We start from the raw sequence: 25,805 nt of genomic DNA on the forward strand, positions 1-25,805 counted from the left end.
TGGTGGGTCGTCAGCTGCGAATCTTGGCCATCTCGGGGTCGACGAGGGGCTCGGCCACGACGGTGGCGGACACGAGCCGGTCGAAGTATCGAATCTGTACTGCTGCACCGGGTTCAGCGCTACCGGCCGGAACCCAGGCGTAGGCGATCGGCGCACCGACGGTATGCCCGAACGAGGCACTGGTGACGTAACCGGCGGGTTCGCCGTCCACCAGGACGGGCTCGTGGCCGAGTACCACCGACGTGCCGTCGTCGATCTTCAGGCAGACCAACTTCTTCGAGACGGTGTCGTCGGACATCTCGAGCACGGCGTCGCGGCCGCGGAATTCACCCTTTTGCGGGCGCACCGCGAAGCCGAGACCTGCCTCGTAGGGGTTGTGTTCGGTGGTCATGTCCGACCCCCACGACCGGTAGCCCTTCTCCATACGCAGGCTGTTGAACGCAGCGCGCCCGCCTGCGATGATGCCGAACTCGGAACCGGCCTGCCACAACATGTCCCACAGTCGCTGACCGTAATCGGCAGTGGTGTACAGCTCCCAACCCAGCTCGCCCACGTACGACAGCCGCATCGCAGTGACGGGCACTCCCCCGATCCGAACCTGCTTGCAGCGGAAGTACTTGAAGTTCTCGTTGGAGAAGTCGTCCTGGGTCAGCTTCTCGACGACGTCGCGGGCGTGGGGACCCCACAGACCGATGCAGCACGTGGATCCGGTGATGTCGTCGACGGTGACGCTGCCGTCACTCGGCGCTTCGCGGCGCAGGTAGTCGAAGTCGAGATTGCCGTTGGCTCCGACCTGGAATTCGTCGGCCGACAACCGAGCGACGGTGAGATCGCTGCGGACGCCGCCCTTCTCGTCGAGGGCCAGCGTGTACGTGACGGCCCCGACGGTCTTGTCCATCTTGCCGGACGTCAATCCTTCGAGCAGGGCCAGCGCACCGGGGCCGCGCACGCGCAGCCGCTTGAGCGGGGTCATGTCGTACATGGCGACGGAGGTACGGGTCTTCCAGGCCTCGGCCGCGGCGATGGGCGAATGGAACATCGACGCCCACTCGTCACGCTTCGGCGGCTGCCACTCGGCCGGAAGCTGCTGCACCAGATCGGCATTGGCCTCGTACCAGTGCGGGCGCTCCCACCCGCCGCCTTCGAGAAACACGGCACCGAGTTGATGCTGCCGCGCATTGAAGGGGCTGACCCGAACGTCACGCGGGGACAGCCGCGGCTGCGAGGGATGCAGGACGTCGTAGATCTCGACGAAGTTCTGCTGCGAGGTTTCGCTGACGTACGCGGGATCGAGCTGGAAGTCCTCGAAGCGGTTGACGTCGCATCCGTGCAGTTCCACCTCGGAGCGTCCGTCGACCAGCAACTGCGCGATGGCCCTGCCGACTCCGGCCGAGTGCGTGACCCACACGGCCTCGGCGATCCAGAAGCCCTTGACGTCCGGGGACTCACCGAGCAGCGGTCCGCCGTCCGGCGTGAACGAGAAGACTCCGTTGAAGCCGTGGTCGATCTTGGCGGTCTCGAGGCACGGCAACAGCAGCTTGGACTGCTCCCACGACGGGGCGAAATCCTCCTGCGTGAAGTCCAGCATGGACGGCATGACGTCGTCGGACACACTGTCTCCGCCGGGCAGGGTCCCGGTGTCGACGGGCATCGGTCGGTGCGCGTAGCTGCCGATGCCGAGACGGTCGACGTGCTCGCGGAAGTACAGGTCCTGATCCTGGTGACGAAGAATGGGCATGCCGGCCTCGGCCGCTTCGGTGTTGCGTCCCACCAGCTCCGGGATCTGATCGGTCTTGGCGTACTGGTGCGCCAGCGGCAGCAGCGGCACCTTCATGCCGACCAGTTCGCCCACATCGGGTCCCCAGAAGCCGGCGCACGACACCACGATGTCGGCCTCGATGACGCCGTGGTCGGTTGCCACACCGGTGACTCGGCCCCCCGTCTGTTCGATGCCGATGACCTTGGTGGAACCGCGGAAGACTGCGCCGCGCGATTCTGCGCGACGGGTCAGTGCCACCACAGCGCGCGACGCCTTGGCGAGTCCGTCGGTCTCGACGTACAGACCGCCGAGAACACGCGAACGGTCCAGCAGCGGATGCAGTTTGGCGCATTCGGACGGGTCGATGACCGATCCTTCGATGCCCCAGGACGTGGCCCACCCCTGCTTGCGATGCAGGTCGGCCAGTCGCTCCTCGGTGGTTGCCACTTCGAGACCGCCGAGCTGGTTGAAGCACCACTGCCCGTCCACCTCGAGGCCCATGAATTTCTCGACGGTGTACCGAGCGAGTTCGGTCATCGTCTTGGAAGCATTGGTCTGGAAAACCAGACCCGGTGCGTGCGAGGTGGATCCACCCGTGAGAGGGAGCGGCCCCTGATCGAGCACGGTGATGCGATCCCAACCGCGTGCGGTGAGCTCGTCGGCCACGTTGGTACCGACGATGCCGGCGCCGATGATGACAACTCTCGGTGAACCCATGGTGGTCCTTCCGTATCGGGGTGGAGAGATGGAGCTCGGCCGAGACGATCCGCAGCCTGCACGACAACTAACCAGAGATTGATATATCAAGAGTATGGGCAGGGGTGACCGAGGTCAACCCCCGAAATACCGAAGGTGCGGGACGCGCGTGTACGCGCCCCGCACCACCGGCTCACTTCACTTGTCGGACTTCACTTTCGGCGGAGCCTTGGGATTCTTGACGATGAACGGGTCGCTCGTGACGTCCTTGTACAGCGAGACACAGGTACCGATCATCACCAGCACGAACGGTGCCGCCACGATGATGGTCATCGTCTGCAACCCGTTGAGGGCGTCCGATCCTCCCGTCCACAGCATCAGGATTGCGATGCCGCCGGTGATCACGCCCCAAAAGGCGACGACTCCACGGGACGGATCCAGGGTGCCTCGTTGCGACAGGGTGCCCATCACGATCGAGGCGGCGTCGGCTCCACTGACGAAGAAGATGCCGACCAACACCATCACCAGCACCGACGAGATGCCGGCCAACGGGAATTGACCGAGTACCGCGAACAGCTGCGATTCCGGCTTACCGAGGGCCACCAGGTCTTCGGTCCCCTTCTGCTGCTGGCCGATTGCGGCTCCACCGAAGATCGAGAACCAGACCAAGCTCACCGACGTCGGGATGAGAATGACGCCGATGACGAACTGGCGAATGGTGCGGCCACGACTGATGCGAGCGAGGAACATACCGACGAAGGGGGTCCACGAAATCCACCAGGCCCAGTAGAAGATCGTCCAGGACGAGAGCCAGGACTCGGTCTCGGGACCACCGGATGCCGCCGACCGCGCCGACATTCCGGCGATGTGCGCGGCGTAGTCACCGAGGGTGGTGGGCAGCAGGTTCAGGATCAACACCGTCGGTCCCAGGACGAACACGAACACCGCGAGCAGCAGGGCCAGCACCATGTTGATGTTGGACAGCCACTGAATTCCCTTGGAGATTCCCGATACTGCCGAGGCGACGAACGCGAGCGTCAGGATCGCGACGACAGCCACGAGCAGAAGCGTCCCCGCTTGGTCGACCCAGCCGAGAACCTCGATACCCGAACCGATCTGGAGTGCGCCGAGGCCGAGGGATGCCGCGGTGCCGAACATCGTGGCGAAGATCGCCAGAATGTCGATGACCTTGCCGATGGGGCCTTCGGCGTGACGGCCGATCAGCGGGATGAACGAGGAGCTGATGAGCTGCTTGCGGCCCATCCGGTAGGTGCCGTAGGCGATCGACAATCCGACCACCGCGTACATCGACCACGGGTGCAATCCCCAGTGGAAGATGGCCGTCGAAAGCGCCGTTCCCACAGTCGAATCGGTGATTCCGGGCGGCGGGGTGACGAAGTGGGTGAGCGGCTCGGCCACTCCCCAGAAGATCAAGCCGATTCCCATGCCGGCGCTGAACATCATCGCGATCCAGCTGACGGTGTTGAATTCGGGCTTCTCGCCGTCCTTGCCGAGCGGAATCTTTCCGTACCGACTGAGCGCGAGCCAGATCGCGAAGATCACGAACCCGGTGGCCGAGAAGATGAACAGCCAGCCGACGTTCGTCACCACCCAATCGAGTACGGACGCGTTGACGGACTTCATGTTCTCGGTGCCGAGGATGCCCCACGCCAGAATGGCGATCACGATGGCGGCAGTGACACCGAAGACCACCTTGTCGGTACGCGGATTTCCCCCGTCTCCGTGGTGATAGACCTCGAGTGGGCCGTAATGGTGGGGCGCATGTTTCTCGGATGACGCGACCCGAGGTTTGTCGACCCGGGGTTTGCTGTTCGTTGTCACATCGTTCTCCCTCCGGCTCTCGCCGAATAGGTGTGTCGCCCGTGCACGCAGCGTGGGTGGTCGGATAGATGCGCGACTCGTTGCTCTCTGCGCAACTTGAATTTGCTGGAACCCGAACAAGACTGAGCCGACCCAGGGGCGATGTCAAGAGATGGCCACCCATTACAGGCTCATCAGCACGGCTTACGGAAACCGAAAAACGCTGTGAACTGCAGTTACACGGGCAGGCTTTCCGAAAGATGTCCGAATTCGATACTCGTATTTAACATTTCGCACTGCCTGGTAACTGATATATTAAAGCAATCCCAATGCCGTCAATGGCGTCGATACCGTTCCTTCCTCTACCTCAGGAGTACCAAACCATGCCGCAGCAGGTCCGCGCCGTCGTCGCCAAGAGCAAGGGCGAGCCCGTCTCGATCGAGACGATCACCATTCCCGATCCCGGCCCGAACGAGGTCGTGGTGAAGATTCAGGCGTGCGGGGTGTGTCATACCGATCTGCATTACCGCGAGGGTGGCATCAACGACGAGTTCCCGTTCCTGCTCGGACACGAAGCCGCCGGCATCGTCGAGACGGTCGGTGATCGCGTCGAGCACGTCGAGGTCGGCGACTTCGTGGTGTTGAACTGGCGGGCGGTGTGCGGGGAATGCCGGGCCTGCAAACGCGGCACCCCGTGGTACTGCTTCGACACCCACAACGCCGCCCAGAAGATGACCCTCGACGACGGCACCGCACTGACCCCGGCCTTGGGTATCGGCGCGTTCGCGGAGAAGACCCTCGTCCACGAAGGCCAGTGCACCAAGGTCGACCCCGACGCCGATCCTGCCGTCGTCGGACTGCTCGGCTGCGGGGTCATGGCCGGGCTCGGGGCCGCGATGAACACCGGCAACGTCTCCCGCGGAGATTCCGTCGCGGTGATCGGGTGCGGTGGTGTCGGGGATGCCGCGATCGCCGGAGCCCGCCTGGCGGGGGCGTCGACGATCATCGCCGTCGACCGCGACAAAGGAAAACTCGACTGGGCCCTCGAACTCGGAGCCACCCACACCGTCGACTCCTCGCTCGTCGACGCCGTCGAGGCGGTGCAGGAACTCACCGGCGGGTTCGGTGCCGATGTCGTCATCGACGCCGTCGGTCGCCCGGAAACCTGGACACAGGCCTTCTACGCCCGCGACCTGGCCGGGACGGTTGTCCTGGTCGGGGTGCCGACCCCGGAGATGACCCTCGAGATGCCGCTGATCGACTTCTTCTCCCGCGGTGGCTCGCTGAAATCGTCCTGGTACGGCGACTGCCTGCCCGAACGCGACTTCCCACAGTTGGTCGATCTATATCAGCAGGGCCGGTTGCCGCTCGAGAAGTTCGTCACCGAACGCATCACCCTCGACGACGTCGAAGCTGCGTTCGAGAAGATGCATCAGGGCACCGTCCTGCGTTCGGTGGTGATCCTGTGAGCGGGCACTCCGCGTCAACACCGGACACGGCAACGGAACCCGCATCGGCGACGAAGCACCACACCTCGAAGTATGGATCGCCCGCGGCAGCTGGTGGCCTGATATATCAACGATGTCAGTAACTACTCGGTGGTAGCGGAGAGTCGGCGCTGCGCACAGGCCCGTGGACCCCCGTGCGCACCGCCGAGCCGGGGTCACCTCGCATCGAACGAGCACGTCATTGCACATGCTAAACACGTGCTCAGCTGGTACAACGCGTAGTTTGTCCGCTTCCGGTTACGTCATGTTTCGCAGGAGTGAAAAGTGCTGTCACCTATTGACACGCCCCTGTGTGAATGTTCACACTATTGTTGCGTCCAGTAAGACGTGTTCCGCATAGCGATACAGGAAGGATCTGGATGCTCAAGGTGTGCCCTTTGGCCGACCTCCCCGGCGGCGAAGCTCTACGCGTCGACACCACCCCACCAGTGGCGGTGTTCCACACCGAGGACGGTGAGCTGTTCGCGATCGACGACACCTGTACGCATCAGGACGCGTCGCTCGCCGACGGCTGGCTGGAGGGATGCGCGGTCGAATGCCCGTTGCATGCGTCCACATTCGACCTGCGTACAGGAGCAGTCGATGCTCCGCCCGCGAAGCTCCCGGTGCGCACTCACACCGTTGTCGTCGACGACGGTGTGATCTATATCGAGCTGAGCACCGCGACTCCCAATCTTCCGCCCGACGTTCGCAGCCGGCTGGCCGCCGAGGGACATTCATGAAGAGCGTCACCATCGTCGGAGCATCCCTGGCCGGTCTGTGCTCTGCCCGGGCACTGCGGGCCGCTGGGTTCGACGGCGCGGTCACCATCGTCGGCGCCGAGAGCCACCGCCCCTACGACCGCCCTCCCCTGTCGAAGGAATACCTCGCAGGCGACGTGGACGTGAGCACTCTCGCACTCGAGCCGGAGGACGAAAACCTCGATGCCACCTGGATTCTGGGCCGTACAGCCACGGCACTCGATCCATCGCGTCGAACCGTCACCCTCGACGACGGTGCCGAACTCACCTCCGACGGCGTCATCCTGGCGACCGGCTCGCGCGCGCGGTCGCTTCCCGGTACCGAGCACTTCGCAGGCGTGCACGTGTTGCGCACGATCGACGACGCCGATCGGTTGCGGGTGGAGCTCGCGCCGGGAGCGAAGCTGGTGGTCATCGGGGCCGGCTTCATCGGAGCCGAAGTGGCCTCCACCGCAAGGAAACTGGGCCTCGATGTCACCGTCGTCGAAGCCGCCCCGTCACCGCTCGCCGGGCCACTCGGCGCGCGACTGGGTAGCGCGGTGGGCAATCTGCACCACGAGAACGGCACCACGTTGATCTGCGGCACCGCCGTCGACGGACTGACCGGCACCGACCGAGTGACCGGCGTTCGGCTCGCGGATGGCCGACTCCTCGACGCAGACGTCGTGGTGGTCGGCATCGGCGGCATTCCGAACATCGAGTGGCTCGGCACCAGCGGACTCGCACTGGGCAACGGAATCCTGTGCGACGGCGGCGGTGCGACCGCTGTGCCAGGAGTGGTCGCCGTCGGCGATTGCGCCGCGTGGCTCGATTCGACCGGTTCCCATCGGCGCGTCGAGCATTGGGCCGGTGCGTCCGAACGCCCCACCGTCGCGGTGGCAACGCTGCTTGCGGGCAGCTACGGCGGCCAACACGTCAAACCCCCGTACTTCTGGTCCGATCAGTACGGTTCTCGCATTCAATTCGCCGGCACCGCAGGCCCGGACAGTGAATGCACCATCGAGGAGGGCTCGCCCGAGGTGGGCAGCTTTCTCGCCGTGTACCGATCCGACGGGTTTCCGGTCGGCGTGCTCGGTGTCAATCAAGTCCGGTTGTTCACCCGCTGGCGCCGTCAGCTCTCGGCACCCGCTCGAACAGTCTGACACCACCATCGTTCCGGATGCTCCACCCGTCGTATCACCCTATGCCAGTTGACGTCTCGTCACCGAACCACAAGGTCGGCCACGTACGGAGGACCCCTTGACCACCATTCCCGACACCACTGCCCCCGCAACGCCTCTCCCCCTGCCCGAAAGTTTGATCTCCACTCTCCCGGGTCGCTACTACACCGACCCGGCCATCTTCGAGCTCGAGCAGGAGAAGATCTTCGAAGAGCTGTGGATCTGCGCGGTTCGCGCCGCGGACCTGGACAAGCCAGGCGCTTTCCGCACCGTACAGATCGGCCGGGAGAGTGTGATCGTGACTCGGACGCGAACCGGTGCCATCAAGGCCTACCTCAACGTCTGCGCTCACCGCGGAGCACGAATCTGTATGGAGGACAAGGGCGAGGTCAAGCGATCGTTCCAGTGCCCGTACCACGCCTGGACCTACGATCTCGACGGAAAGCTCATCGCCGCACCGAATCTCACCAAGATGCCCGACATCGACCGGGTTCGTTACGGTTTGTCGCCGGTGGCCGTCGAGGAATGGCTCGGATACGTCTGGGTCAACCTGAGCGACAACCCCGCATCCTTCGACACCACGGTGGTGCAGGACATCCGCGATCGACTCGGCGACGTCGAATCCATCGACCGTTACAAGATCGAGGATCTCGGCCTCGGCAGGCGGGTGAGCTACGACGTCAAGGCCAACTGGAAGCTCATCATCGAGAACTTCATGGAGTGCTACCACTGCGCCACCATCCACCCCGAGCTGACCGAGGTACTACCCGAGTTCGCCGACGGCTACGCCGCCCAGTACTACGTTGGCCACGGAGCCGAGTTCGGAGAATCCGTAAGGGGATTCACGCTCGACGGCTCCGAGGGGCACGACGCCTTCCCCGGGATCGCACCCGAACAGGACCGGCGCTACTACGCCATCACCGTCCGACCGCAAGTGTTCGTCAACCTCGTCCCGGATCACGTCATCATCCATCGGATGTATCCGCTTGCCGCCGATCGCACTCTGGTGGAATGCGATTGGCTGTATCTGCCCGGTGTCGTCGCATCAGGACGGGACTTACAGCACTCGGTGGAATTGTTCCACCGCGTCAACCTGCAGGACTTCGAGGCGTGCGAACGCTGCCAGCCCGCCATGAGCTCACGGAAGTACCGTGACGGCGGTGTGCTGGTGGGTAGCGAACACCACATCGGCATCTTCCACGACTGGTTGAAGAATCGCATCGAGGGCTGATCGCCCCTGTCGCATTCTCGGTGCCGATAGACTCGGTGACCATGAGTGTCGAGGTCGCGTCGTCCAGCAACCCCGGACCGTCGGGGGTGCCGGGCGAACCGGCGGCGACCATGGCCGACGTCGCCTACTCGGCAGTTCGCGACAAGCTGATCAAGCTGGTGATCAAGCCGGGTGAAGCCGTCGTCGAGTCGGCGTTGTCCGCCGAGCTGGGCGTCGGCCGCACGCCCGTCCGGGAAGCGCTCAAACGCCTCGAATACGAACGACTCGTCATCTCGCACGCTCGGCGCGGCACTTTCGCGACGTCGATCGACGTCGCCGACCTGGGCGACATCTCCGAGATCCGGCAGCGGCTCGAGCCGCTGGCCGCAGCCAAAGCCGCCACCGCGGCAACAGCAACTCAGCGCCAGGTTCTATTGGGCATGGCCGACCGCACCGAGGAGTTCGAGGTTGCGGCACCCAGCCAGCACGATCTGATCACGTGGGATGCGGAGGTGCATCGCACCGTCTACCGGCTGGCAGCGAATCCGGTTCTCGAAGATGCGCTGATCCGCTACAACAACTTGGCGACGCGAATCTTCTGGCTGTTCATGGATCGGCTGCCCCCACTGGCCGACCATGTGGGTACTCACGCCGAGCTGTTGCGGGCCATTGCGGCCGGGGACTCGGAGAATGCCGCGACCATCGCCCGAGCACACGTGACCGAGTTCGACGACGCCGTTCGGGCCGTCATCTAGACCTCACCGCCCCAGGGGGCGTCCCACCCGGTGAATGTCCGGTTACGTATAGTCGCGAAGGTGGCAACCGACGATTCGACACGTGCCCCGGAGGGCGGCGTCCAATCCGTCGACCGCGCATTTCGAGTGCTCGAGGTCGTGGCACGGCTCGGGGAGGCAGGCGTGAGCGCCATCGCCGCCGAGATCGGCGTGCACAAGTCGACGGTGTCGCGGCTGCTCGCGTCACTCGAAGAACACGACATGGTGATGCAGACACACAACCGCGGCAAGTATCGGCTGAGCCTCGGGGTTCTTCGGCTCGCTGCCGCCGTACCCGAGCGCCTGGAGATCACCGAATACGGCCACGCCGTCTGCGAACGTCTCGCCGGAAAGCTCGGCGAAACCGTGAATATCGCTGTGCTGCGGGCGAATACGGCGGTGCACCTCGATCAAGCACGTGGACCCAGCTCGGTAGGAACCCACAACTGGATCGGGGAGCAAACTCCCCTGCACGCCACCGCGAGCGGCAAGGTGCTACTTGCCTCTCTGGATGCCGATACCCGGCAGACGGTGGTCGACTCTCTCGACCTCCATCGGTACACCGAACACACGCTCACCACCACGGCCGGCCTCGTCGCCGAACTCGACGCTGCCGATTCGCTCGGTTATGCCGTGGTGGTCGAGGAGTTCGAGACCGGACTCAATGCCATCGCTGCCCCGATCCTGGACTACACCGGAAAGACGACCGCGGCGCTGAGCGTCTCCGGTCCGGTGTATCGCTTCGACGAAACCAGAATGCGGGCCATCGTCCCCGACGTACTGGCCGCCACGGCGGAGATCAGCGAGAAGATGGGCTACCGCGAGTCCTTCATTCCCTCTGCCTGAGCCGCTTCCGCACATTCCACCACGTTCGTCAGCAGCATGGCCCGCGTCATCGGACCGACGCCGCCGGTCGCTCCACTGAGCCGCCCCGCGATCTGCTCGACGCCGGGGTGCACGTCACCGAGAATGCCCTCGACGGTGCGGGTGATTCCCACCGACAGCACCGTTGCCCCGGCACTGATCCAATCCGGTTGCACCAGATGCGCAACACCCGCCGCGGCGATGACGACGTCGGCGGCGCGCGTGTGCGCGGCGGTGTCCACGGTTGCTTCGTGGCACATCGTCACCGTCGCGTGTTCGCTTCGACGCGTGAGCATCAACCCGAGCGGTCGCCCGACGGTGATACCGCACCCGATGATGCAGAAGCGTGCGCCGGTGATCGGAACATCATGGTGGCGAAGCAGTTCCACTATCCCGCGCGGCGTGCAGGGCAGCGGTCCGTCCATGCCGAGCACGAGCCGACCCAGATTGGTCGGATGCAGTCCGTCGGCGTCCTTGCGTGGATCGATCAGCTCGATCACCCGATGGGTGTCTATGTGTGGGGGAAGCGGCAGCTGGACGATGAAACCGGTGCACTCGGGATCGTCGTTGAGGGCGTGCACGGCGTCTTCGATCTCGTGCTGGCTCGCGGTCGCGGGCAACCGGACCTGAATCGAATGCAGTCCCACCTCGGCGCAGTCGCGATGCTTGGCCGCGACGTAGGAACGACTACCCGGATCGTCGCCTACCAGAATCGTGCCCAGACCGGGCCGAATTCCGTGCTGCGCCAGCAGTTCGACGCGGTGGCGCAGATCGTCCTTGACGACCGTGCTGACCGCCGTCCCGTCGATCTTGAGCGCTGTGGTCATACTGTGGTTCCTCGGGTCTTCGATGTCGTGCCTTCTGGTATATCAACTGTCGGTCAGGGTACGGCGCGTGGAAGCGGCCGGTCAAGAGCACTGATGTGGGAGGGTCGAGCCATGGAGCCCCTGCAGCCGATGCGGCCGGTCGACGTGCAGCACGACGAGCGAGAGTCCGCACCTCCCTGGAAGGTGTTTTGCGCCTATGCCGGCGGCCCGGCGCTGTACCTGGCTTCGATGTGGATCGACGGAGGTCACGAGTGGGCCGTCGTCGCCGGGGTCTGCATGCTCGCGATCGGAACCGCGCTCTCCATCGCTGCGGCGCGGCGGGTTTCACGAGAGAACGCGGGACGACGTATCCCGTGGATCGGACTCCCGCCGGTCCGGCCCCGCAAGATCGACCTGCTGGAAAGCGTCGGCGCGTCGATGGCGTTGGCCGGTGCACTGTTGGCGGCGAACAACCTGTCGATTCCGTGGCCGATATCGCTGCCGATCATCGGCTTCGCCTTCATCGCGGTGCCCTTGGCGGCACAGGTATGGCACAACTACCAGGTCCGGAGGAGCACGCCCAACCTCTGACGGCCCGGTCAGGTGCGAAGTTCGACGTAATCGCTCCCGTTGCCCCCGGTTGCTCCAACGAGCCCGATCCCGGATCGACCCGGGGCAGGGCAATGGGTCTCTACTATGGAGGCGTCGTTGCCGGATACCTGCAGAAAAGCAGGTCGGAACGGTGCTGCCGCGATGTGCGCGAGAAGGAGTTCCGGTGATGCGAAAGTCCCCTTCTCGGTCGATGTTCCGCGACGGTGCCGGAAACCTGGCGTTGGTGGCGGGCATCATGGCGGTCATCTGCGCGTTCGTACCGTTCATCGGCGATCTCGTGACCATCCCGACCGGAATCGTCGCGGTGGTCAGTGGCTGGATCGGTCTCGGCCGCGCGGTGGAAGGCGACGCATCCAACGGCCGGGAGGCGGTGATCGGTGCGGCACTCGGTGGTGTCGGATTGTTCATCGTGTTTCTGACATTCGCGGCATCGTCCATGTGATCTCACGGCGAACTGGGAATGCGAGAACCGCGGACATACCCTGACTCGACTGCCGAACGGATCGAAACGTAACGTCGCATCGATCCGCACCATCCGTGCGAATAGCGCACCGAAGGAGACGCTTATGCCCGAACCGGACTCGACAACCGTTGCCGAGGTTCAACTCCTGTACGGCAGGCAAAGCCACGCAATCGATTCCGGACGCGCGACGGAGTGGGCAGAGACATTCACCCCAGACGGCGTCTTCGATTCGCCCAGTTACCCCGAACCCGAGGTCGGTAGCGACCAGCTGACCGCCTTTGCCCAACGCTTCTTCGACAGCGCGGCCGACGCGAACGAGAGGCGTCGGCACGTCATCACGAACATTGCCGTCGATCTCGTGAGCGTCGACGAACTGACAGTCGACTGCTACCTCCAGATCACGGCAACACCACGCGGCGGCGAGACCCGGCTCGTCCGATTCACATCGGTCCGGGATCATGTTGTGCGAGTGGATGATCGGTGGCGTATCCAACACAGGACCGTGTCTCGCGACGACGCATGACACGACCCCCAACCACCGGCTAACGAAGCAAACGCCCCAACCGTGCCGCCGCTGCGACGACGGCCGCACCGAGTTCCTCTTCGTCGTCGATCTCGAACACCGACGCACCCACACTCGCCATGGCGTCTCCGCGGCGACCCGGCACCACGGCGGACACTCCGCCGACCGATGGAATCACTTCGCCATGGGTGACCGCATATCCGATGCGTCGCGCCCTCGCCACTTCAGCACGCTCCCCATCCGCCGGGGGCAAGGATGCGAGCATCGCCAGGCCGGCAGATCCTCGATCGATCGGATCGACCTGCCCCCCACGAAATGCCACGTGCACCTTCGCGCCTCGTGGCTCGACAACCATCAAAGCCCGGACCTCCGTTGAATTTTCGCGAACGACAAGATGGACGGTCGCTCCCAGCTGATCCGCCAGTTCTTCGAGAACGGGGCGCGCCACGGTTCGCAGATCTTGCTCGACGGGTTCGGCGAGTGCCACCAGCCCGGCCCCGAGCGAAATGCGCTTGAAGTCGTCTCGCCGGCACAGATGATGAGCCTCGAGCGTGCGAACCAGCCGGTGCGCGACGGTGCGGTGCACCCCGATTCCGTCGGCGATCTCGGTGATCGACAAGCCGTTCGGATGTTCGGCCAGTAACTCGAGCACGGCAAGGCCGTGGTGCAGCGTTTTGGACATCCCAGAATCGATGGCCACGGAGTGACTGCCGTCCGTGCGGCGTGGATCGGTGTCGGTCATGAAGCGCCCCCTATTGACGAGTGTGAAGTGGACCACCTACTGTTCGACGTGAATCGCACACCGCGTGCGATTATCGCACAGAAGCTGGATTGCCGCAAGCTGTCCCTTCGGACCGCTTCGCAGGCCCGATCACGATCTTTCGCACGAGGAGAACGCCATGAACAACCCCAATCCAGGACGCGTCGTCGATCGCACGATGATTGCGGTCTACCCCGAACTTCCGGGCAAGGTTGCTGTTGTCACCGGGGCCGCTCAGGGAATGGGAGCGGTGTTCGCCAAGGGACTTGCGGCGCGCGGCGTACATGTCGTCGGGGCCGACATCAACGACGCTCGAATGAAGGAAACAGCGGAGCAACTCAACACGGAGCTGATCACCGACTCGCTGGTCGAGCAACCCGGAACGATCATCGGTGCGCGAGCCGACGTCACCGTCGCCGATGATCACGAGGCTCTCGCCCGAACTGCGCTGGCCGAATTCGGGCGGATCGACTTCTGGATCAACAACGCGGGGATCTTCCCGTTCGCGTACGCCGCGGACATCACCCCCGAGCAGATAGGTGCCACGCTCAGCGTGAACGTCGAAGGCGTTCTGTTCGGTTCGCAAGCGGCAGCGCGCCATATGCGCGACGGTGGCGCGATCGTCAATATGTCCTCGGTATCCGCGCTTCGCGTCCGTAAGGGTCGCGGTGCCTACTGCACGTCCAAAGCGGCCGTTGCCCACCTGACGGAATCTCTTGCCGTCGAGTTCGGAGATGTGGGCATTCGCGTCAACTCCATTGCACCTGGCTACATCGACACCGAGATGACTCGGTGGGTGCAGGAAGATCCCGAAGCGCTGGCCAAGGCACTCGATTCCGTTCCCCTGCATCGGCTCGGCGCGCCGGAAGAAGTCTTCGGACCGCTCCTGTTCCTCCTGTCGGACAGTGCTCGCTACGTGACCGGGCACAGTATCGCAGTGGACGGTGGGTCGCGACATGTCTGACACCGACTACGACGTCATCGTCATCGGCGGCGGCGGCGCGGGGCTTGCCGCGGCAGTCACTGCAGCGGAGAACGGTGCGTCCGTCATTCTTTTCGAGGCGCGCAAGGAACTGGGTGGATCGACGGCGCTGTCAGCAGGATTGTTCACTGCTGCAGCAACAAGCGTGCAACGCGCCCTCGGAATCGACGACAGCGCAGAGAAGTACTTCCAGCACTACATGGATCTCAATCAGTGGATGCTCAAACCCGGCCTGATCAGAACCTTCTGCGAGCAGGCAGGACCTACACTGGAGTGGCTGATCGAACTCGGATTGGACATCCCCGCAAAGACTTCCGGCAATGCACACCAACCAGGCCTGAGCCAGGCTGGCGTCGAAGACGTCTGGAGGGGGCACGTTCCGAAGGACCAGGGGTACGGCCTCGTCCAGGTTTTGGACGCTGCACGCCGCAGGCACGGAATCGAGGTCGTTCTCGACACCCGCGTGCAGGCGCTACTCACCGAGAACGACCGGGTCGCGGGAGTCGTCGCCGATGATGTCGAACTCCGTTCTGCGGCAGTCATAGTGGCCTCGGGTGGTTTCGCTCGGGACCCCGAGCTGGTCGATATTCATTTTCCAGCTGCCAACCGGGCCGGCTCCGATCTCTTCGTCGTTGCTGCCGAGGGCAGCCGCGGTGACCACCTTCGCTACGCGCCGTCGGTGGACGCGTCCATAGCAGGTCACGGGTGGGGACTCATGCTGCCCACCGTCTACTTTCAGCGCTACCACCACTGGCAGTCGGGATTTCCCCCGAAATCACGTATTCACGTGAACGCCGCGGGACGTCGATTCATGGACGAGGACTCCTCGTACGCGGTCTCGACCGGAATCATCGACGGTCAGGGTGGCTCCGCCTGGATGATCTTCGACGACAACGCTCGACAGAATCTGCCTGCAGGATATGCCGATTGGGCACCCGACCGTATCGAGGACGAGGCAGACGCCGGCCGGACGCTTCGCGCATCCACCCTCGTTGAGCTTGCCGAACTCATGGCGGTGCCCGCCGCGGCCCTCGATTCCACGGTCGAGCGATGGAACGCGCATCTGCCCCACGGCGAGGACCCCGACTATCTGCGCCATCGGACACTCGCCAACAAGGCCAGTACGTCGAATCCCGAACCCATCGAGACCGCCCCCTTCTATGCCGCACGAATCCTCCCCGCCGAATTGGTGTGCACACATGCAGGTTTGGAGATCGATTCCGATTCCGCCGTGCTGACAACTCGCGGCACCCGCGTACCCGGCCTGTTCGCTGCAGGCGAGGCAGGAGCGGGAGTTCTCGGACAGCGGTACGTCGGTGGCGGTAACGCTGTCGCCAATGCACTCACCATGGGCCGGATTGCCGGTCGAAACGCCGCCCTTCACACCGTCGATACACAGCCACTGACGGCCTGACCATCCCTGAATTCGAGGACACCGATGACTACGAACGATCGCGCCGTGCAGCCCGAGTCGGACGCACGAGCCCCCAGCACCAACCCGAAACAATCTCCCCTGACAGTGATCCGGGCCGCTGTCGTCGGAACCGTCGTCGAGTACTACGACTTCGGCATCTACGGCTACATGGCCACCACCATCGCTGCGCTGTTCTTCGTGTCCGACGATCCGACGGCCGCCCTTCTCGGCACGTTCGCGGCGTTCGCCGTTGCCTTCTTCCTTCGGGTTCCGGGCGGAATCTTCTTCGGACACATAGGCGACAAGTACGGCCGCAAGAACGCACTGTCCTGGACCATTCTGCTGATGGTGGTCGCCACCGCCGGAATCGGATTGCTCCCGACATACGTCACTCTGGGAGTGTGGGCCACCTCGGTTCTCGTCCTGTGCAGGTGCCTACAGGGATTCGCTGCGGGTGGTGAGCTCGGAGGGGCGAACGCGTTCGTCTCCGAGTCTGCGCCGACGCGGTGGCGTGCGACTCAGACGTCGATGGTCAACACCGGAACGTACATCGGATCGTTGCTCGCCTCGTTGTGCGCACTAGCACTGAACTCCGTGTTCACCGATGAACAGATCCTTTCCTGGGCATGGCGAATCCCGTTCCTGCTCAGCCTCGTGATCGGCGGCGTCGGCATCTGGATCAGGAACCGTCTCGACGACACCCCGGAGTTCAAGGAGCTCGAGAACAAGGGAGAGACCAAGAAGCTCCCCATCTCGGAGCTGCTGAGCACCTCCGGCGGCAGTGTCGTGAAGATCATTCTGCTCGGCGCGCTCATCACCGGTGGCTACTACATCGCTTCGGTCTACGCCGCCACGTACCTCAGGACCGAGGGTGGCCAGACCTCGCAAGCAGCATTTCTGTCGACCTCGCTCGCGTTGGTTCTCGGAGTGATCACCCTGCCCATTTCGGGCTACATGGCCGACAGATTCGGGCGCAAGCCCGTACTTTTCGCGGGCAGCTTCGCGGCCATCGTTCTCGGTGTCCCGATGTTCATGATGATGGCCGGCGGCACGCTGTGGCAGGCCGTCGTCGGGCAGTCGGTGTTGTTCATCGCGGTGTCCGTCGTCAACGGTGCCTCGTACGTCACCTACGTGGAAATGCTCAAGACCTCGGTGCGGTACACAGGCCTGGCCCTGGGCAACAACACCACCAACATGTTGCTGGGTGGCACAGCACCTTTCATCGCCACGTACTTGATCTCACTCACCGGAAATCCGCTCGCACCCGCTGGCTACTTCGTCTTCTGCGCCGTCATCACCTTCGCCACGGTCTTCTTCGTGACCGAGACGAAGGGGACCGAACTGAAAACAGAGTGAGAGGCCCTCGCATGAACTTCGAGAACAAGACGATCGTGGTGACCGGCGCAGGCAGCGGCATGGGCCGAGTCGAATCGGAAATGCTGGCGGCCCGGGGAGCCAAGGTGTGGGTCACCGATATCTCTGGGGCCACAGGCGAAGCAGTGGTGAAGAGCATTCTCGATTCCGGCGGTCGGGCAGAGTTCTACCAGCTCGATGTCACCGCACCGGACTCGTGGACGGCACTGGCGAAAACCATCGAATCATCGGATGGTGACCTCGACGGACTGGTGAACAACGCCGGTGTCAGTCACCGAGCGGGCATCGAGGACACGACCGTCGACGACTGGCACCGCGTCATGAACATCAATCTGAGCTCGGTGTTCTATGGAATGAAAGCTTGTGCGCCACTTCTCAAACGGGGTGGTGGTGGTTCGGTCGTCAACGTGTCGTCCATCGCTGGAATGCTCGGCTACTTCGCGGCAGGATACGGCGCCAGCAAATGGGGAGTGCGTGGCCTGTCGAAGGTAGGAGCACTCGAATTCGCCGAGTACGGAGTTCGAGTCAATTCGATCCATCCCGGCCTGGTCGACACACCGTTACTGCATTCCGGCTCAACGGCTTTCGTGGAGACAAGCCTGCAATCGGTACCCGCAGGGCGCGTCGCCGACGCCGAAGAAATCGCGGAATCGGTCGCGTTCCTGCTGTCGGATTCATCGCGGTACATCACGGGCACAGAAATCGTCGTCGACGGTGGCCTGACCTCCGGCGGGATCTACCACCGCATCACCAATGAGTTGAAGGCGAAGAACTGACACCTCGCACGTGGCGACCGCTATGCGCGCAGCATCGCCCACACTATTGGGCCATCATCGGGGAGTTGCACCGACCCGGTCACCCGGAATCCCAACCCTGCATAGAAGTCGAGATTCGCTGTCGAGGACGTTTCCAAATAAGCCGGACAGCCTTGCTCCTGGGCCTGCAGGAGGCCGGGTTCGAGGACGGCGCGCCCCAAGCCCTGCCCTTGCACGGATGGATCGACGCCTACCGTCGCCAACAGCCACACCGGCTCCGACGGCTTCAACGATTCGGTAGCTTCGTCTGCTCTTCGCGCGATATCGATGCGGTCACCGTGCAGTTGCTCGATGTGTTCGGCGACGGACTCGAATGCTTCGCCTACGCCAACCGAGGACGGGGTGAGCCACACCGCAACGGCCGCAACGTCATCGGAGACCCATACTCGACCGCATTGCAAGCCGATCGAATCGAGATAGATGCGCTGCAGTGATGCCACCCGCTGCTGGTGATCACCGGCAGCGACGGTGTGCCGAGTGAACGGATAGTCCGAGAAGGCGCGGCCGAGAGACTCGGCAGCGCGGTCCACGTCGGCCGGAACTGCCGGTCGGATTGCCTGCTTCGCATTCACATACGGGAACTCTAGTTCCAATAGGTCGAACGCGGTTGCAGGTGGACGCACGCGGCACCCACGCACACGTAGCGATCAACAGGCGAAACGTCAGTTCCTCGATCGTTCGACCAGCGCGGACAGCGCTGCCCCGCATACGAAGACGAGCGATGTCAGCAGGATGTTCAGCCAGAGACCGTACCGGGCGTCGAATGCGAACTGTTGTGGCACAAGGTTTTCTACGTTGTAGAGGTTGGACACCAGACTCGCAGCGACGGCAACGACTCCCACCCCGACCACTACGCGCGAATGCAGAGCAACGCCCCAGATCAACACGGCTGCCGACATCGTCAACAGCGGAAGAAGTCCGCGGATCGTCAGGTTGCCCGCGAAGAACAACAAGCCGCTGCGCATCAGCACGACTATCGCCGCACACAGTCCGACACTGGCCACGAGCCACAGCCGAACGTGCAGGCCGGTGCCTGATCTACGTTCACTCCACGTGCAGTAGAAAGCGACTGCCCCGATGCACACCGGCAATGCAATCAGCCAATACAGACCCGCTCCCGGTGATGCGAGGTAGACAGATCCGCCGAACCACATCGGACTCGATACCGACTCCCCGGAACCGAACGGCTGCCGAACGTAGAACGGCAACGCGCCGATGAACGTCACCGCGATGAGCAACAGCGGGACGGACAACCGCGCGGTGACGTCGTGCAGTCGAGAATCGGCACCGACCCCGTTCGGCCGAGCGCGTTCGTTCGAGATTCTGCCCGGCCGATCGCTCACGTGACCCCTCCGACGATGTCGCCAAACCTTATGCCTGGTTTGTTTCATTGTCCACCGTCTTCGGGATCAGCCGAACATCCCTACGCAACGAAGAAGCCCCGTCCCGCATCGCTGCAGTTCGGGGCTTCTTCTCCTGTGCGCCCGAAGGGATTCGAACCCCTAACCTCTTGTTACAGGTCCGAAGCAAAGTGAGCCAGCCCAGCGACCCTGAAAGCGCTGTTAAAGGGCGAATACAATTCTTCGTGGACGTGTTTCGCCATATTTGGATACCGCCTCATATCGTTCAATACGTGTCGTTTATGTGTCGCGGGTCAGATCCTGAGTTGCGTCAGGATTTCAGCCACCGAAGCCCCCAAATCGGGCGGAGCTAACACGGGGCTGGCGGACCGCCGGCGCTGCTCCCCCTATAGATATGCGCCCCCGGACATCAACGGCCTCGCAGTCACCAAACGAACGCCGAGCAAGTCGTCTCGTGAGCTCTCAACGGCCCGGCACCTACAGCCGAAGTTCTGCCCAAATAGCCGAAGGTCACCGCGGATTACGAGCAAGGCAAGATGATCGGCGGGTACATCACATCAGCGTGAGTGGATTGAGGTTCGGCGTGGGTTCTGTGCATGACGTGATCGAGGCGTTCCGGCAGGCACCATCGAACTCCGAGCGTGGGACGAAGTTCGAACAGTTGATGGTCCGCTACTTCCAACTCGACCCCTTGCTAGTGCAGGAATACGACCAGGTGTGGCAATGGATGGACTGGCCGGGCCGCGACGGCAAACCTGACACCGGCATCGACCTCGTCGCGAGGAACCGCGACACCGGTGAACTCACCGCCGTGCAGTGCAAGTTCTATGAACCCACCACCACACTGGCCAAGGGCGACATCGACTCGTTCTTTACCGCATCGGGCCAGACTCCGTTCACCAACCGCGTCATCATCTCCACCACTGACAGGTGGGGCACCAATGCCGAAGCGGCATTGGAGAACCAGCAGATCCCTGTCCAGCGAATTGGTCTCGCCGACATAGCGGAGTCCCCCATCGACTGGGATATCGCTTGGCCCCAAGGTGAGCTGCAGATCGACCTGTCCGAGGCCAAACGCCACGAACCTCGTCCACACCAGCAGGACGCTATAGACGCAGTCTTCGCCGGCTACGACGCCGGCAATGATCGCGGAAAACTGATCATGGCCTGCGGAACGGGTAAGACGTTCACGGCTCTGAAGATCGCCGAACGCACCGCCTTCGAGAACAACGGCAACGCCCGGATCTTGTTCGCTGTCCCATCGATCTCGCTGTTGTCCCAGACGCTGAGGGAGTGGACTGCCCAGACACAGCTCGACCTGCGTGCGTTCGCAGTATGCTCCGATACCAAAGTCTCCCGTTCCGCGGAGGACTTCAACGTCCACGACGTCTCCATCCCCGTCACCACCGATCCAGCCACACTTGCTTCGGAAATGGCGCACCGCAAGCATGCCAAGGGTCTGACGGTCGTCTTCACCACCTACCAGTCCCTGCCTGCGGTCGCAGCAGCACAGGGTCAGGGTGTGGACCCCTTCGATCTCGTGATCTGCGACGAAGCGCACCGCACCACCGGAGTCACCCTGTTCGGCGACGACGACTCGAACTTCGTCAAAGTGCACGACGCCGAGTTCCTCAAAGCCGACCGACGGCTCTACATGACCGCAACACCCCGCATCTTCGACGACAAGGTCCGCGACAAAGCCGAAGAACACTCCGCCGAGCTGACATCGATGGACGACGAAGCAACGTACGGCCCCGAGTTTCATCGTCTCTCCTTCGGCGATGCCGTCGAGCGCGGCCTGCTCACCGACTACAAGGTCATCGTTCTCACCGTCGACGAGGAACTCATCGCCTCACCGATGCAGAAACAGCTCGCCGGAAACTTCAGCGAACTCCGACTCGACGACGCCTCCAAGATCGTCGGCTGCTGGAACGGGCTCGCCAAACGCGCCGGGCGCACCACTGACGGCGACGGATTCACTCCTGGTGAGCTTCCGATGAAGCGCGCCGTGGCGTTCGCCAAGGACATCGCGGCATCCAAGCAGATCGCCGAGGTCTTCCCTGCCGTCGTCGATGCCTACCGCGAACTGCTCGACGACACCGAGAACGACGGTGAGCAGATCGATTCCACTAACCGAGACCTGACCTGCACGGTCCATCACGTCGACGGCACCTTCAACGCACTGCAACGCAACGAACAACTCTCCTGGCTCAAAGCACCGATCCCCGAGGGCGAATGCCGCATCCTCAGCAACGCCCGGTGCCTCTCTGAAGGTGTCGATGTTCCCGCGCTGGACGCGGTGATGTTCCTCAACCCCCGCAACTCCGTCGTGGACGTGGTGCAGTCAGTCGGACGGGTGATGCGTAAATCCGAAGGCAAGCACTACGGATACATCATCCTGCCCGTCGCCGTCCCTGCTGGCGTCTCCCCATCGGAGGCCCTGTCGAACAATCAGCGTTTCAAGGTGGTCTGGCAGGTACTCAACGCCCTGCGCGCTCACGACGACCGATTCAACGCCATGGTCAACTCCATTGCGCTCAACGCCAACTCACCGAAGAAGACCGGCAAAGGAACTGACCGGCTGCTCGGTGGGCACATCGGGCCGACGAGCGACAGCGACGAGTCCATCTCCGATGGCACCTCCACCGACAAAGAGAAGCCGGGCGGTGGTGAACCGACAGGTGATGGCGCTATGGCCACGCAGATGGCGCTGTTCTCGCTGTCCGAGTGGCAGGAAGCCATAGTCGCCAAGATCGTCGACAAGGTCGGCACCCGCGTCTACTGGGAACAATGGGCAGGAGACGTCGCTGAGATCGCGAACACGCAGATCACCCGCATCAATGCCTTGCTCGATGGCGCTTCGGAAGATGTCACCGTGCAGTTCGAGAAGTTCCTGACCGGACTTCGAGACAACTTGAACGACTCCATTTCCCGCGATGACGCCATCAACATGCTCAGCCAACACTTGATCACCAAACCGGTGTTCGACGCCCTGTTCGCCGGCCACGATTTCGCCGCCCACAACCCGGTGTCCATCGTCATGCAGTCGATGGTCGACACCCTCGACGATTCCGGTCTCGAAGCCGAGGTGTCGAGCCTGGAGAAGTTCTACGCCTCCGTTCGAGTCCGCGCCTCCGAAGTGAACTCCGCCGAAGGCAAGCAGCAGGTAATCGCCGAACTCTACGAACGCTTCTTCCGCATCGCGTTCCGTAAGCAGTCCGAGGCGCTCGGAATCGTCTACACCCCGACCGAGATCGTCGACTTCATTCTCCGCGCCGCCGACCACGTCTCGAGGGAAAGCTTCGGACGCGGGCTCACCGACGAAGGCGTCCACATCCTCGACCCATTCACAGGCACCGGCACCTTCATCACCCGGCTACTGCAATCTGGTCTGATCCTGCCCGGCGACCTGGCCCGAAAATACTCGGACGAACTGCACGCCAACGAGATCATGCTTCTCGCCTACTACATAGCGGCGGTCAACATCGAGTCGACGTTCCACGCGCTGACCACCCCTGATGGCGTCGATGGCGAGTACGTCCCCTTCGAAGGCATCGTCCTGGCCGACACCTTCCAGATCACCGAAGATGGCGACACCATGGACGCCATCATGTTCCCGCAGAACAACTCACGCATCGAGAAGCAGCTGGCGATGCCGATCAACGTCATCGTCGGCAACCCGCCCTACTCAGTCGGTCAGACCAGCGCGAACGACCTCAACGCCAACATCAAGTACCCCACACTCGACGGACGCCTCGAGAACACCTACGTCGCACGCTCGAAGGGCACCAACAAAAACAGCCTCTACGACTCCTACTACCGCGCCTTCCGCTGGGCCACAGACCGAGTCGGCGATACCGGCATCGTTGCATTCGTCTCCAACGGCGGCTGGATCGACGGCAACACCGCATCCGGGGTGAGACTGTCCTTCGCCGACGAATACGCAAAGCTGTACGTCTACAACCTCCGAGGTAACCAACGAACCTCGGGCGAATTGTCGCGGCGGGAAGGCGGCAAGGTCTTCGGCGCAGGCAGCCGGTCAACGGTGGCGATTCTTGTAGGCGTCAAAGATCCCACCCATGTCGGCCCCTGCGAGATCCACTACCGCAACATTGGCGATTACCTCACCCGCGACGAAAAACTCCGCATCATCGACGCAGAACGCATCGACACCGCCGAGTGGCAGACGATCACACCCAACGAGCACGGGGACTGGACTAGTCAGCGAGACGAAGAGTTCGGGGCGTGGCCGGTTCTCGGTTCACGTGAACGCGAAGTCAGCCAGCCAAGGATCTTCACGGCGTTCTCCCGTGGTTTGGAGACCGCTCGGGACGCCTGGGGCTACAACAGTTCGCGCAAGACCGTGCTCGACTCCGTGACGCGACTCGTCGCGAACTACAACGACGAACTAGCGCCATTCCAGACCTACTGCGCGGAACATTCGATTGTGCGCCCGACCGAGAGCACAGTCACCGACTGGCTTGCTCTCACCCCATCCGCGGCCGACGGTTCGCGCATCAAGTGGTCGCGCAGCCTCCGGACGCACCTTGCACGGGGGCGACGGATCGAGTTCGAACCGGAGGGTGTCCGGGTTAGTGGTTACCGCCCGATGAACTCACAGTGGTGCTACTTCGACCGCTACCTCAACCACGAGCGGTCGCAGATGCCATCCATATTTCCGACACCGCACCATAGCAACATGGGCTTCTACATAGTCGGTACTGGCTCGGACAAACCGTTCTCCGTGTTTGCCACAGAAACAATCCCCGACCTGTCTTTTTGGGGGTCGGGTAGCGGCCAGTTCTTCTCTCGCTGGACCTACGTGGAGGCCGCTGCGGAGGACTCTGAGCTTAAGCTGACCTCCAGCGTCGACGACTCTGTTGAGGCAGACGAGTACGGATATCGACGGGTCGACAACGTCACCGACGACATTCTCGCTCTTTATCGCACACGACTCGGAAACACCGTCACCAAAGATCAGATCTTCTACTCCGTCTATGCACTGCTCCACGTCCCCAGTTATAGAGAGACCTACGCTGGCGATCTCAAAAAGATGCTGCCCCATATTCCAACTCCGGACTCGGTCCAGCGGTTCAGCAAGCTTGTGGAGGCTGGACAGCAGCTCATGGACCTACACATGGACTACGAATCCGTCGATCCTTACCCGCTGACCGTGGACGTTAAGCCCGGCGTCGAGGTCTCCGACCGTGAGACCTGGCGTGTACAGAAGATGAAGTGGCGCAGCAAGACCGATCACACCGCCATCGTCTACAACCCGAAGGTGGCCATCACAGGTATCCCCGCTGAAGCGGAGGACTATCTGCTCGGGTCACGGTCCGCTCTTGGATGGGTCATCGACCGCTACCAGGTCAAGACAGACAAGGCGTCGGGCATCGTCAACGACCCCAACGATTGGTGCGACGAACACGACGACCCCACCTACATCGTCGAACTCATCAAGAAGGTCGCGGCAGTGTCGATGGAGACGCTGCGAATCGTGACTGAGCTTGAGTCCGAGGGCGCGGCTGGCTCATGACCCAGGGGCCACACGGATAACACAACAAACCAGCAGTGATAGCGATCCGGCTGTTCCCTTACCTGCGTGAGAACAACCGGAACTCGAGGAGCTCCGCCGTAACCGGGTTGCCCCTGTCCGTCAGCTCTCTTGCCCAACGCTGGAGCAGGGCGCAGTACCGCCCATAGGTGTCTGGCGGCCATGCGCCGCCGACCCGCAGTGAGTCCCAGCCGCAATGATCCCGGAGCGCTGCTGCCACCCGTGCGTCGAAAATGAGACTCGGATGGGCCGCGTTGCCGGCTCCGGAAAAGTACAGGAACTTGGTGAAGAACGCTGGACCGAGATTCTTGATCTTCCTGTTAAGCAGACGGTAGGCGGCTTCTGGTTCCCTCTCCGCCAACTGCGCTGCCTCGATCAAGAGGGCGGAGTTGAGATCGGTGTTGGACAGGAAGGACCGGACCCGTGCGGGGTTTCGGAATGCCCGGGTGCCTTCGCCCCATGCCAGCGAAGCCCACAGGACGGTTGAGGTTCACCCCGAAAAGTGGACAGTGGCTACGCGGCCATAATCGGCGCGTTCAGTGACTGTTCGTAATTGTGGGGGCTGAGCATTCCGATCGTGGAGTGCCTACGTCGAGTGTTGTAGAAGTTC

21 protein-coding genes are annotated in these 25,805 nt (G+C 62.9%); 14 read left to right on the forward strand and 7 right to left on the reverse strand.

The features are described from left to right. Window positions 1-10 precede the first annotated feature (10 nt). Together MTX35_RS07810 and MTX35_RS07815 are read right to left on the reverse strand one after the other, a co-directional pair. The gene (locus MTX35_RS07810; RefSeq protein ID WP_243594417.1) at window positions 11-2,476 is read right to left on the reverse strand and encodes an FAD-dependent oxidoreductase; all 2,466 of its coding nucleotides are present in this window, start codon (window positions 2,474-2,476) and stop codon (window positions 11-13) included. 177 nt (window positions 2,477-2,653) lie between these two features. After that, window positions 2,654-4,297 (reverse strand): BCCT family transporter, encoded by a 1,644-nt coding sequence (locus MTX35_RS07815; protein ID WP_374230253.1) that lies wholly within the window; start codon window positions 4,295-4,297, stop codon window positions 2,654-2,656. 362 nt (window positions 4,298-4,659) lie between these two features. Here MTX35_RS07815 and MTX35_RS07820 point away from each other — a divergent pair, with 362 nt between their 5' ends. The 6 genes from MTX35_RS07820 (at window position 4,660) to MTX35_RS07845 (ending at window position 10,513) form a co-directional block, all read left to right on the forward strand. After that, window positions 4,660-5,745, forward strand: a complete 1,086-nt coding sequence (locus MTX35_RS07820; RefSeq protein WP_243594418.1) for an S-(hydroxymethyl)mycothiol dehydrogenase — start codon at window positions 4,660-4,662, stop codon at window positions 5,743-5,745. A gap of 398 nt (window positions 5,746-6,143) precedes the next feature. Continuing rightward, window positions 6,144-6,506: a bifunctional 3-phenylpropionate/cinnamic acid dioxygenase ferredoxin subunit gene (locus MTX35_RS07825; RefSeq protein WP_032405160.1), complete on the forward strand. Its 363-nt coding sequence runs from the start codon at window positions 6,144-6,146 to the stop codon at window positions 6,504-6,506. Continuing rightward, window positions 6,503-7,666, forward strand: a complete 1,164-nt coding sequence (locus tag MTX35_RS07830; protein WP_243594419.1) for an NAD(P)/FAD-dependent oxidoreductase — start codon at window positions 6,503-6,505, stop codon at window positions 7,664-7,666. Before MTX35_RS07825 ends, MTX35_RS07830 begins: the two co-directional genes overlap by 4 nt. Before the next feature lie 97 nt (window positions 7,667-7,763). Then, on the forward strand, window positions 7,764-8,915 hold the full coding sequence (locus MTX35_RS07835; RefSeq protein ID WP_243594420.1) for an aromatic ring-hydroxylating dioxygenase subunit alpha: 1,152 nt from the start codon (window positions 7,764-7,766) through the stop codon (window positions 8,913-8,915). A 41-nt stretch (window positions 8,916-8,956) separates the two neighbouring features. Further along, window positions 8,957-9,649 carry a GntR family transcriptional regulator gene (locus MTX35_RS07840; protein WP_243594421.1) on the forward strand — a complete coding sequence of 231 codons (693 nt, stop codon included), beginning with the start codon at window positions 8,957-8,959 and terminating at the stop codon, window positions 9,647-9,649. 60 nt (window positions 9,650-9,709) lie between these two features. Continuing rightward, window positions 9,710-10,513, forward strand: coding sequence for an IclR family transcriptional regulator (locus MTX35_RS07845; RefSeq protein WP_243594422.1), 804 nt, complete (start codon window positions 9,710-9,712; stop codon window positions 10,511-10,513). On the opposite strand, the gene MTX35_RS07850 is transcribed toward MTX35_RS07845, so the two are convergent. After that, entirely contained in the window at window positions 10,483-11,358 is an 876-nt protein-coding gene (locus MTX35_RS07850; RefSeq protein WP_243594423.1) for a bifunctional methylenetetrahydrofolate dehydrogenase/methenyltetrahydrofolate cyclohydrolase, read from the reverse strand. The genes MTX35_RS07845 and MTX35_RS07850 overlap by 31 nt on opposite strands. A gap of 111 nt (window positions 11,359-11,469) precedes the next feature. Here MTX35_RS07850 and MTX35_RS07855 point away from each other — a divergent pair, with 111 nt between their 5' ends. From MTX35_RS07855 to MTX35_RS07865, 3 genes are all read left to right on the forward strand, one after another. Continuing rightward, entirely contained in the window at window positions 11,470-11,928 is a 459-nt protein-coding gene (locus tag MTX35_RS07855; RefSeq protein ID WP_243594424.1) for a hypothetical protein, read from the forward strand. A gap of 187 nt (window positions 11,929-12,115) precedes the next feature. Then, entirely contained in the window at window positions 12,116-12,391 is a 276-nt protein-coding gene (locus tag MTX35_RS07860) for a hypothetical protein (RefSeq protein ID WP_243594425.1), read from the forward strand. Between the two features lie 124 nt (window positions 12,392-12,515). Then, the gene (locus tag MTX35_RS07865) at window positions 12,516-12,935 is read left to right on the forward strand and encodes a nuclear transport factor 2 family protein (protein WP_243594426.1); all 420 of its coding nucleotides are present in this window, start codon (window positions 12,516-12,518) and stop codon (window positions 12,933-12,935) included. A gap of 19 nt (window positions 12,936-12,954) precedes the next feature. On the opposite strand, the gene MTX35_RS07870 is transcribed toward MTX35_RS07865, so the two are convergent. Next, entirely contained in the window at window positions 12,955-13,617 is a 663-nt protein-coding gene (locus MTX35_RS07870; RefSeq protein WP_243594453.1) for an IclR family transcriptional regulator, read from the reverse strand. A 217-nt stretch (window positions 13,618-13,834) separates the two neighbouring features. Between MTX35_RS07870 and MTX35_RS07875 the strand changes: the two genes are divergently transcribed. Genes MTX35_RS07875 through MTX35_RS07890 form a run of 4 tightly spaced genes read left to right on the forward strand, consistent with a single transcriptional unit; the run spans window position 13,835 to window position 18,241 of the window. Further along, window positions 13,835-14,659 (forward strand): SDR family NAD(P)-dependent oxidoreductase, encoded by an 825-nt coding sequence (locus tag MTX35_RS07875; RefSeq protein ID WP_243594427.1) that lies wholly within the window; start codon window positions 13,835-13,837, stop codon window positions 14,657-14,659. Next, window positions 14,652-16,091: an FAD-dependent oxidoreductase gene (locus MTX35_RS07880; RefSeq protein WP_243594428.1), complete on the forward strand. Its 1,440-nt coding sequence runs from the start codon at window positions 14,652-14,654 to the stop codon at window positions 16,089-16,091. Before MTX35_RS07875 ends, MTX35_RS07880 begins: the two co-directional genes overlap by 8 nt. A gap of 24 nt (window positions 16,092-16,115) precedes the next feature. Then, a complete protein-coding gene (locus MTX35_RS07885) occupies window positions 16,116-17,447 on the forward strand; it encodes an MFS transporter (protein ID WP_243594429.1) in 1,332 nt (443 codons plus the stop codon). An 11-nt stretch (window positions 17,448-17,458) separates the two neighbouring features. Continuing rightward, entirely contained in the window at window positions 17,459-18,241 is a 783-nt protein-coding gene (locus tag MTX35_RS07890; protein WP_243594430.1) for an SDR family NAD(P)-dependent oxidoreductase, read from the forward strand. Window positions 18,242-18,261: 20 nt separating this feature from the next. Here the strand turns inward: MTX35_RS07890 and MTX35_RS07895 are convergent, their stop codons facing one another. Both MTX35_RS07895 and MTX35_RS07900 read right to left on the reverse strand, forming a co-directional pair. After that, window positions 18,262-18,852, reverse strand: coding sequence for a GNAT family N-acetyltransferase (locus MTX35_RS07895; protein ID WP_243594431.1), 591 nt, complete (start codon window positions 18,850-18,852; stop codon window positions 18,262-18,264). Between the two features lie 90 nt (window positions 18,853-18,942). Next, window positions 18,943-19,623, reverse strand: a complete 681-nt coding sequence (locus tag MTX35_RS07900; RefSeq protein WP_243594432.1) for a hypothetical protein — start codon at window positions 19,621-19,623, stop codon at window positions 18,943-18,945. Window positions 19,624-20,224: 601 nt separating this feature from the next. Between MTX35_RS07900 and MTX35_RS07905 the strand changes: the two genes are divergently transcribed. Further along, window positions 20,225-25,177, forward strand: coding sequence for a DEAD/DEAH box helicase (locus tag MTX35_RS07905; protein WP_243594433.1), 4,953 nt, complete (start codon window positions 20,225-20,227; stop codon window positions 25,175-25,177). Window positions 25,178-25,235: 58 nt separating this feature from the next. Here MTX35_RS07905 and MTX35_RS26255 read toward each other — a convergent pair whose 3' ends face one another. Continuing rightward, a complete protein-coding gene (locus MTX35_RS26255) occupies window positions 25,236-25,673 on the reverse strand; it encodes a hypothetical protein (protein WP_374230256.1) in 438 nt (145 codons plus the stop codon). Window positions 25,674-25,805: the final 132 nt, after the last annotated feature.

It is taken from the genome of Rhodococcus sp. ARC_M12, assembly GCF_022810385.1.
Taxonomy (GTDB): domain Bacteria; phylum Actinomycetota; class Actinomycetes; order Mycobacteriales; family Mycobacteriaceae; genus Rhodococcoides; species Rhodococcoides navarretei.